The organism is Laedolimicola intestinihominis, from assembly GCF_040096155.1.
Taxonomy (GTDB): domain Bacteria; phylum Bacillota; class Clostridia; order Lachnospirales; family Lachnospiraceae; genus Laedolimicola; species Laedolimicola intestinihominis.
Genome location: NZ_JBBMFE010000012.1, coordinates 105,828 through 115,891, shown reverse-complemented (window position 1 = coordinate 115,891; position 10,064 = coordinate 105,828). Strand labels below are relative to the sequence as shown.

10 protein-coding genes are annotated in these 10,064 nt (G+C 51.8%); all 10 read right to left on the bottom strand.

Annotated features, from left to right (window positions below; genetic code table 11):
* Positions 1 to 321: 321 nt before the first annotated feature.
* On the bottom strand, positions 322 to 1,818 hold the full coding sequence (locus WMO29_RS12605; protein ID WP_349165039.1) for an ASKHA domain-containing protein: 1,497 nt from the start codon (positions 1,816 to 1,818) through the stop codon (positions 322 to 324).
* A gap of 35 nt (positions 1,819 to 1,853) precedes the next feature.
* On the bottom strand, positions 1,854 to 2,129 hold the full coding sequence (locus WMO29_RS12600) for an acylphosphatase (protein ID WP_349165038.1): 276 nt from the start codon (positions 2,127 to 2,129) through the stop codon (positions 1,854 to 1,856).
* A 17-nt stretch (positions 2,130 to 2,146) separates the two neighbouring features.
* Positions 2,147 to 3,646 (bottom strand): sensor histidine kinase, encoded by a 1,500-nt coding sequence (locus WMO29_RS12595; RefSeq protein WP_349165037.1) that lies wholly within the window; start codon positions 3,644 to 3,646, stop codon positions 2,147 to 2,149.
* A 2-nt stretch (positions 3,647 to 3,648) separates the two neighbouring features.
* Positions 3,649 to 4,326: a response regulator transcription factor gene (locus tag WMO29_RS12590; RefSeq protein ID WP_349165036.1), complete on the bottom strand. Its 678-nt coding sequence runs from the start codon at positions 4,324 to 4,326 to the stop codon at positions 3,649 to 3,651.
* A 162-nt stretch (positions 4,327 to 4,488) separates the two neighbouring features.
* Positions 4,489 to 4,977, bottom strand: a complete 489-nt coding sequence (gene ybaK / locus WMO29_RS12585; protein WP_349165035.1) for a Cys-tRNA(Pro) deacylase — start codon at positions 4,975 to 4,977, stop codon at positions 4,489 to 4,491.
* A gap of 66 nt (positions 4,978 to 5,043) precedes the next feature.
* Positions 5,044 to 5,736 carry a YoaK family protein gene (locus WMO29_RS12580; protein ID WP_349165034.1) on the bottom strand — a complete coding sequence of 231 codons (693 nt, stop codon included), beginning with the start codon at positions 5,734 to 5,736 and terminating at the stop codon, positions 5,044 to 5,046.
* Positions 5,737 to 5,759: 23 nt separating this feature from the next.
* A complete protein-coding gene (locus tag WMO29_RS12575) occupies positions 5,760 to 6,320 on the bottom strand; it encodes a Fe-S-containing hydro-lyase (RefSeq protein ID WP_178039815.1) in 561 nt (186 codons plus the stop codon).
* A 1-nt stretch (position 6,321) separates the two neighbouring features.
* Positions 6,322 to 7,164, bottom strand: coding sequence for a fumarate hydratase (locus WMO29_RS12570; RefSeq protein WP_178039816.1), 843 nt, complete (start codon positions 7,162 to 7,164; stop codon positions 6,322 to 6,324).
* 91 nt (positions 7,165 to 7,255) lie between these two features.
* Positions 7,256 to 8,419, bottom strand: a complete 1,164-nt coding sequence (locus WMO29_RS12565) for an aspartate-alanine antiporter-like transporter (RefSeq protein ID WP_349165033.1) — start codon at positions 8,417 to 8,419, stop codon at positions 7,256 to 7,258.
* 40 nt (positions 8,420 to 8,459) lie between these two features.
* On the bottom strand, positions 8,460 to 10,064 hold the full coding sequence (locus tag WMO29_RS12560; protein ID WP_349165032.1) for an FAD-dependent oxidoreductase: 1,605 nt from the start codon (positions 10,062 to 10,064) through the stop codon (positions 8,460 to 8,462).

Here is a 10,064-nt window from a genome sequence, read left to right as displayed (position 1 = left end):
AATTATTCTCTTAGAATTTTCAAGGTTTACACTGTTCAGTTATCAAGGTTCGTTTTGATTTATCGTTGCCGCCTCACTGAAGCGACTTGATTATCTTATCACATTCATTCTCACTTGTCAAGAACTTTTTTAACTTTTTTTGAAGAAGTTTTTCAAGTTCTTTGCTTCGCTTTGAAGTGAACCGCTGTCCCTCGCGACAGCTTCTATACTTTATCACGGGTGCAAGAGAATGTCAACACCTTTTTTCAAAATTTTTAAAACTTTTTCTATTTTTTCTACAGTATCTACTTTTTCTACAATTATGTAAACTTGTAACTGCTTTTATTCCTCTTCTTCCGGGAAAAGCAGTTCCTCTACATAGACATCCTGGAAATTCCGCTCCAAGGCCAGTTCTACAAAACGAGTCTCTTCGGAAAGTCTGCTGCTTCTCTTGAACTCCTCCTGATTCAGCACTGCCATTTTTGCGCCCTCGCCTGCCGCGTTTCCGATCGAAAGAATTCGATTCTCCAGCTCCGGCGGCAGCAGACCAATGGCACATGCGCTGGCCGGATTCATATAATTGCCAAAGGCTCCGGCTATCAGGAGGGTATCTATCTCATCCACCTTTATGCCGCGATGACTGCATAACAGCCGGATACCTGCGCAGATAGCCGCCTTCGCCAGCTGCAGCTCCCGGATATCACGCTGATTCAGATACACCTGCTCCGTAAAAGATACCGTCTGCTCTTCCATGCGCCCGGTTTCGTCCAGCTTTCCAAGACGGAGGAGACAGGCCGTCGCATCCAGAAGACCGGATCCGCAGATCCCCTTCGGCTCCCCTTCCCCGATTACATGCCAGGAAAGCTTTCCATTCTCAAGCCATACCTTATCAATCGCTCCTTCGGTTCCACGCATACCACAGGTAATCTTGGCACCCTCAAAGGCCGGTCCCGCTGCCGTTGAGCAGGCCATAAGTCCCTGCCTGTCTCCCAGAACAATTTCCCCATTGGTTCCGATATCCACCAACAGAGTCGGCTTTTCTTTCTCATAAATACGGGACGCCAAAATGCCGCCGACTGTATCCGCGCCTACAAAGCCCCCAATATTGGGCAGCCAGAGTATCTCCCCCTGCGGATGGATCCGCACATCAAATTTCGCCGCCGGAAGCTTAAGCGCTCCCTTCACCACCGGATTATAAGGAGCTTTTACCAACGTGTCAATCGGAAGCCCGAGAAACAGATGGTGGATACAGCTGTTGCCCACAAGCGCTACCCGGACAATATCCTCCGCAGTTCTTCCTGCTGCCTCCGCCGCCTGGGCAAGCAAATCACTGACCGCCCGGCGGATACAGCGATACAGCTGCTCCGGCCCGTGCTTCAACACATAATTTCCCCGCTCCACCACGTCAGCCCCATACTGGCGCTGAGGATTCAGCATACTTCTGACCGCCAGTTCTCTTCCGGTCCGGGCGTCCATAAGATACACCACCACAGAGGTAGAGCCCACATCTGCCGCCGCCAGAAGCGGATCTTTTACGTCTCCCGGAAGCGTTCCCGGATTCACTATTGTCTTTTTTCTGTCTTCTGTATGTCCCTCGGTCAGAATCTGTGTGTCCTGTTCCCTTTCCCATAAGGTATCGATCTCCATACCGTCCGCAGCCTTCGTCTGGCAGGCAAGCACAAGCTCACCATTTACCCGTACACGGCATTTTCCGCAGCTTCCCTTTCCTCCGCAGGGCGCGTCCGGAGATATTCCCGCTTCCACCGCTGCCTCAAGAAGGGTCTGTCCTTCCCTCGCCTTCCATCGAAGCCCTTCGTTTCTGAAATATAATTCACACATCTTCTGTTCTCCCTGTTCTTTTTCTCCCGGTTTATTCAATAGCTAAACCGGGTGCTGAATTTCGTTTCTCCCACTTCCACCGGAAGTTCCTGATATTCTACGCCCTCAATCCGGATATAGGGCTGATTTTTCAGCCTGAGGATCAGCTGGGAAATCAAGGACTCCCTCCCCTGAACCTCCATCTCCACCCGTCCGTCGCTCAGGTTCCGCACCCAGCCGGTAAGGCCAAGGTTCCGGGCAGAGTACGCTGCCTGATAGCGGAAGCCTACACCCTGGACGCGGCCAGAAAAGTATATGTGTTTTCTTATCATATAAAAATGCCTCTCTCTTACGCCTGCACCTTGGCATCCAGCTCAAACCAGAACTCCACGCCATTATCATAGTTACGCACACCACACTCCCGGTGCAGGGAATCCATAATGGCCTTGACGATGGACAGACCGATGCCGCTGCCGCCGTACTCCCGGGTCCGGGCCTTGTCCACTTTATAGAATTTGATCCAGACCTTATCCAGATCCTCTTCCGGAATCGGCTTGCCGGTATTAAAGACAGATACCCGCACCAGCTCATTTTCCCGGTGAAGCTTGACCTCGATAACTTTATCGAAATCACAGTGATTGATGGCGTTGCTGATGTAATTGGTCACGACCTCTTCGATCTTAAATTCATCGGCCCATACGTAGACCGGCTCCTCTTCTTTGAAAATCAGATGGATTCCCTTCTGCTCCATAAGAATTTTCGAAGAATTTAAAACATTTCGGATAAGTGATACAATATTAAACCGTTCCATGGTAACCACATCGTTGCCACATTCCAGTTGATTTAAGGACAGCAGATTTTTCACCATGGTGTTCATCTTCCGGGCCTCATCCATGATGACCTCGCAGTAAAAGTCCCGGCTTTCAGCATCATCATTGATGCACTCTTTCAGACCCTCCGCGTAGCCCTGAATCAGGGCGATGGGCGTCTTCAGTTCATGGGATACGTTGGACAGGAATTCCTTTCGCATCTCATCGATCTGGGTCTTCTGCTCGATATCCCGCTGCAATTCGTTGTTGGCAGTCTTCAGCTCTGAAATGATCTTTTCCAGATTTTCCGACATCTCATTCATATGCTTGCCCAGCACACCAATTTCATTGTCGATATCGCACGTAAATTTCGCGTTAAAATCCAGATCCGCCATGCGCCTGGAGATGTCCGTCAGCTCCAGCAGCGGCTCAGAAATCCGTCTGGACAGCCACCAGATCAGAAGGGAACCGAATACCATGGCCGTCAGCGCCACATAGAGGAAAAACTGGTTGGAAATGGCTGCACTGTCCCGGATGCTCTCGATGGCCGTCTGCATAATAAAGGGCTCGCCGGAATCCAGGGTGCCCACAATCTCCAGGTAATCCGCCTGGGAAAAATGATCCCGGCTCTCCCGAATCGTGTAATTGTCCGCAGTATCCAACACTATGGAATTCTGAGTGTCCGCCTCAAAAATATAACTGTACAGCTTTTTCTGCAGAATCTGATAATCCCGGTTTGTGGCAAGCTTTGGCTCGCCGCTGTTATCCATAACGAAGATGGAGATATTGTCCGTGTTGCAGATAAGCTCCATGCCTGCCTTGAAATCGTCGTCATTGGTAAGCCCGTTGCTGACGCCCTTATTCAGGGCTTCGTAAGCACTGATGATGGCTTTCTGTTTTTCAGACATATAATAATCCTTCAGAAAAAAAGCATTGATCAGGCCAACACACAGAAATGCCGCCGCCAATACACCGATGAAGATAGCGGCCATCTGCCGCTTGATAGAATGCTTTCCCGGATGCTTGACAGAATGTTCCATACTCAGCCCACCTCGAATTTATAGCCCATGCCCCAGATGGTCTTGATCATGTCACCCTTGTCGCCCAGCTTGCTTCGAAGCTTCTTCACATGGGTGTCGATGGTCCGGGCGTCACCGAAATAGTCGTAGTTCCACACATTGTTCAGAATCTTCTCCCTGGAAAGGGCGATTCCCTGATTTTCCATAAAATAAGTCAGCAGCTCAAATTCCTTAAAGCTCAAATCCAGCTGCCTGCCGTCCACGGTCACGATATGCGCCGCCTTATCCAGGGAAATGCCTCCTGCATCCAGCACCTCGTCCACGCCTCTGGCGCTGGTACGCCGGAGAATCGCTTCCACCCGGGCTACCAGAATTTTGGGGCTGAAGGGCTTGGATATATACTCGTCCACGCCCAGATCGAAGCCCTGCAGTTCATCCCGCTCGTCAGATTTGGCTGTCAGCATGATAATCGGCACCTTGGAATACGCACGAATCTCCCGGCAGGTCTGCCAGCCGTCCATCTTCGGCATCATCACGTCCAGAATCACCAAGGCGATTCCCTCCGTGCCGAAAAAAATGTCCAGGGCCTCCGCGCCGTCCCCGGCCTCCAGTACCTCATAGTTCTGTTTTACCAGAAAATCCCGGACCAGCTTCCGCATTCTGCTCTCATCGTCCACTACCAGAATTTTTAATTTATCCATCACGAATCCTCCTGCCTCTTATTTATACAGAAATTATTTTTTATTATACTTGATTTCTGTCTATTATAACAGGGAAATATGATCGTTTTGTGAAAAATACAGAGAAAAGGAGGCGGAATGTTCGCTTCCGCCTCCTTTTGTTTCTTCTATTATATGATAAGTCTATTCCATCACAACGTCGGCAAAGGTCCCGCCTGCCGCCCGCATCAGATCTTCCGGATTCACTTCGATCTGGGAGCCGCGCCGTCCGCCGCTGACCATAATTCGTGGAAACTGCTTCGCGCTCTCGTCCAGCACCGCCGGAAACTGCTTCTTCATACCAATGCAGGTGCAGCCGCCCCGGACGTAGCCGGTCAGATCCGTCAGTTCCTTTAAGGGAAGCATTTCAACTGATTTTTCATGAACGGCTCTCGCCGCCTTTTTCAGATCCAGCTCCGCCTCAATGGGGATTACAAACACATAATGTTCTTTACTCTTCGCCACCGTCACCAGAGTCTTGTATACAATCTCATGGGGCTGACCCAGCATATCCGCCACGCTGACGCCGTCGTGGAATTCCTCACCGTCGTAGGTATGTACCGTGTAGGGAATCTTCTTCTGCTCCAGAAGACGCATGGCGTTGGTCTTGATTTCTTTTTCTTTTTTTGCCATCTTCGCTCTCCTTTTCAACCATCTGTCACTCTGTCTTGTCCAGTCGTTGTGCTGCGTTTCTGACCGTTAAGATATCTTCGGTTTTTCAATAAACATCAGACAGAAGCTCACAAGCAGCAGCGCGCAGGACACCCAGATGGCCCGGATGCTCACAGCCGGATTCATAGACAGCACGCCGCCCACGCCTGCGCCCAGGGCAAACAGGAAAATGATACCAAAATAATAAAGCATCTGTTCTGCCTGGGAGGATTTGTGCTCCCTCACATAGCCGGACAGCGCCGCAATACCGCTTCTTAAGTTGCCGATACACATGGTGCTGGCGTAGGAATAACCGTTGACCTTGCGGAAGGACTGTACCTGCATGGCGCAGGAAAAAGAAACCAGGGCGGTCGCCATCATATCCAGACGGGTGGGAATAAACCCGACTACAAACAAAATAACAATTTCCAGCAGAAGAATACTCTGCCGCCAGTGAAGCTTCCTTGCGTACCGGTACCGACCCTGAATCTGCTCGGCCACCCAGACGCCCACCGCAAAAGACAGAATCGGGAACAGGTAGCGAAGACCCGCCATCCACTCGCCGCACATGAAATGCTGACTCATCAGCACCACGTTGCCGGTCTGGGCATTGGAGAAGACCTCTTCTCTCGTAAAATAGGTATAAGCGTCCTGAAAGCCTCCGGACAGCGCCAGAAAGGCGCTGTTCACGAAGGCTTCGGACATCTGTTTCTCTTGTTCTGTTTCATGAATCAAAGACATGGGAAAATCATCCTTTCGTAAATCTAGTTCTTTTTACTGGCCAGATAGGCTGCTTTTCCCTCATCATACAGATTATTTCCCTCGCTGTCAATAATAACTACGAGCGGCATATCTTCCACATAGAGCTTTCGAAGCGCTTCCGCGCCCAGATCCTCGTATGCGATCAGTTCACATTTTTTGATGCATTTCGCCAGAAGCGCTCCCGCTCCTCCGATCGCCCCAAAGTAAACACCATGATACTTCTTCATGGCTTCCACCACCTCCGGAAGTCTGGCGCCCTTGCCAATCATACCTCTGGCGCCCACGCTCATCATGGTCGGCGCGTAAGCGTCCATACGGCCGCTGGTGGTCGGTCCCGCGCTTCCGATGACCTGACCCGGCTTCGCCGGAGTCGGTCCCACATAGTAAATGGTGGCGTCCGTCGGATCAAAGGGAAGCTTTTCCCCACGCGCCAGAGCCTCGCACATGCGCTTGTGTCCCGCGTCACGGGATGTATAGATGGTTCCGGTCAGATACACGCTGTCGCCTGCGTGCAGGGTTTTCGCAAGCTCCTCTGTCAGAGGCAGCTGAATATGTTTCTCCATCCTAGATCACCTCCGTCTTATGGCGTGTTACATGACAGTTGATATTGACTGCACAGGGCATGCCTGCGATATGGGTCGGCATAGTCTCAATGTTCAGAGCCAGAGCGGTGGTCTTTCCGCCGAAGCCCTGGGGTCCGATGCCGAGCTCGTTGATCTTTTCCAGCATTTCTTTTTCCAAATCTGCATAATAGGGATCCGGATTCGGCTCCTCGGTATTGCGCATCAGTGCTTTTTTCGCCAGCAGCGCGCATTTATCGAAGGTACCTCCGATACCTACGCCGACTACCATGGGCGGACATGGATTCGGTCCTGCTGCCTCTACGGTTTCCAGGATAAAGCTTTTGATGCCCTCAATTCCCGCAGACGGCTTAAACATGCGGATGGCACTCATATTCTCACTTCCAAATCCCTTGGGACCCACGGTAATCTTAATCTGCTCACCCGGTACAATCTCCGTATACAGCATAGCCGGGGTATTGTCGCCGGTATTACCGCGGCGTACCGGATCCTTTACAACGGATTTTCGAAGGTATCCCTTGTCATAGCCGCGGCGTACGCCTTCATCTACGGCTTCCCGCAGATCGCCGCCTGTGATATGTACGTCCTGACCAATCTCCAGGAATACACAGGCCATACCCGTATCCTGACAGATGGGTACATGCTCCTCTCCCGCAATTTCAAAGTTCTCGATAATTTTGTCTAAAACCCCCTGGGCTGTCTCCCAGTCTTCACATGCTCTGCAGCGGCGGATGGCTCCTTTAATGTCCTCCGGCAGCTGCTCATTGGCTTCAATACACAGGCGCTCTACGACGTCTGTGATCTCAGCGGTCTTAATCTCGCGCATGATACTTCACCTCCATAGCTGTAATATAGCACATTGCCATGTATAAAACAATTCGATACATTTTATAATTCTATAGTTCTGGCCTATGAGTTTATAATAACAAACTGATAAACTGGCTGGCCAGCACCACCGCCACCAGCGCAATGGGATAGGTCGCCGCATAGGCGCTGGCCACGTCGTCGGTCTCCGTCACACGAATCAGGGTTCCCAGGGCCGGCGTACTGGTCATACCGCCGCAGATAGATCCCAGACAGTTAAACAGCGACAGATGCAGCACCTTTACCGCAAAGACGTATCCCAGCAGCATGGGAACAAGAGTCATCAGAGCTCCGTACAGGAACAGCAGCGCCCCGTGCTCCTTCAGAATTTCGATGAAGCCCGCGCCCGCCTGGGTTCCGGCTCCCAGAAGGAACAGCGCCAGGCCGAATTCCCTTAGGCACTCCAGGACATGCTTCTCCACCTGTACGCTCAATTTTCCGAAATGACCGAAGTGACCGAGAATCAGTCCCGCAATCAGCGGACCGCCTGAAGTACCCAGGGAAAAGACCGCACCTCCCGGAAGGGGGATTTCAATCTTCGCCAGAATGATGCCCAGAGCAATGGCCAGAGAAAACGGGAAGAAGCCCATACTGTCCGCATAGAACAAATCTTCCTTCTTGGTTTTGTGGAACTCCGCCACCTCCACGCCTGCAGCAGCCTCGAACTTCGCCCGCTCTGCCGCCATATCCGTATGCAGAAGCTTTGGAACCAGCTGGACGAAAAGCACCACGCCCACAACGCCGAAGGGATACGCGATGCCATAACCTACAGAGGCCGCGTCAGAGCCGGTCGCCTCCAGGGCTGCCGCCAGTCCCGGCGTACTGGTAAGCGCGCCGGTCATCATACCCACGCTGATATCCACCGGAATTCCAAAAATTTTAATCACAGCCACACAGGTCAGCGCGCCCGCGCCGATAACCAGAATACCCAGTAAAATATAGGACGTGGCGTTATTTTTAAAATTCCGGAAAAATTTCGGTCCGGCAATAAAGCCTACCGAGGTTACAAAACAAATCAATCCCAGTTCCCGCACCAGGGAGGGAATCTCTACCCCAAAGTGGCCGAAGACCAGGGCCACCAGCAAAATGCCGGCGGTCCCCAGCTCAAGGCCGCAGATTTTAATACTTCCTACCAGATAACCGATAACGGCAATCAGAAACACCATCATCAGCGTATTCGATAGTACGGACTCCTGAAACCATGTAATAATCCCCATAGCACAACCCCCAATTGCTGTCATTTTCCGTCTGCTTCTCTTACTTCGGCATACCGAAGGTATAGTTTGGCAGCAGCATCGGAGAAACCTCGTTTGTATGTAGTCCTGCCTTTTCCAGCTCCTGTGCATAGCTCTTAAGATGATCCAGATTCATCGTTCCCAGTTCTACCTCTTTGCACTTGCGTGCCGCAGCCTTACCTGCATTGCGGCCAAATACAATGATATCCAGAAGGGAATTGCCCATCAGACGGTTTCTTCCGTGGATACCGCCTACCGCCTCGCCTGCTACCAGCAGATTCGGGATTACCTTGGTAAAGCCCTCGCCGCCGATCTCCAGACCTCCGTTCTGATAATGAAGGGTCGGGTAAATCAGAATCGGCTGCTTTCTCATATCGATACCGTAGTTCAAGAACATACGAAGCATAGCCGGAATTCTCTTTTCAATGGTGCCCTCTCCGTGAATCATCTCAATCATCGGGGTGTCCAGCCAGATACCATAACCGGTCGGCGTGGGAACACCCTTGCCTCTTGCCGTACACTCCCGGATAATGGAGGCTGCGGATACGTCGCGGGTCTCCAGCGGATGCATGAAGGCCTCGCCGTCCACATTGATCAGCATTGCGCCTACGGAACGAACCTTCTCTGTAACCAGCGCGCCGAAGATCTGCGCCGGGTAAGCCGCTCCGGTGGGGTGATACTGAATTGTATCCTGGTACAGAAGCGGCGCTCCCGCACGATAGCCCATCACCAGTCCGTCTGCAGTTGCTCCGTAATGATTGGAGGTGGGGAAGTGCTGATAATGCAGTCTTCCTGCTCCGCCGGTAGCAATGATAACGGTCTTGGCTCTCGCCACCTTATACTCTCCGGTTTCCATATTCTGGAGGACAGCGCCTGCCACCTGTCCTTTGTCATCCTTAATCAGCTCTACAGCCGCGGTAAAATCTACCACCGGAATCTGACGGTTCCATACCTCGTCGCGGAGCACACGCATGATCTCCGCTCCAGAATAGTCCTTGCAGGCGTGCATCCTCTTTCTGGAGGTTCCGCCGCCGTGTGTGGTAATCATCCGGCCGTCCTTGTCCTTATCAAACATAACGCCCAGGTCATTGAGCCACTGGATTGCGTCCGGTGCTTCCATAACCAGGCGGCGCAGAAGCTCGGGTCTTGCCGCAAAATGTCCGCCGCCGAAGGCGTCCAGATAATGCTGCTGAGGAGAATCATTTTCCTTATCCGCAGCCTGGATACCGCCCTCTGCCATCATGGTGTTGGCGTCACCGATCCGAAGCTTGGTCACCATCATAACGTTGGCACCTGCCTCATGCGCCTCGATAGCTGCGGAAGAACCGGCTCCGCCGCCGCCGATGATCAGAACATCCACATCATAATCTACTTTATCCAGATCAATCGGTACATTTAAAATCCGGCTGTTGGAATGGAGCAGGGTACCAAGCTCATAGGGAGCCTTTTCGCCCTTATTGGGGCCGACCTTGATCTCCTGGAATCCATCCTCCCGGTAATCCGGATGGAACTCTTTCAGGAGCGCGTCCTTTTCCTCTGCTGTCATTCGTCTCGGCTCTACACCGATACGCTGTGCTCTTGTGGCCTCTACTTTTTTAATAGATTCCAGCATTTCCGCTGTATACAT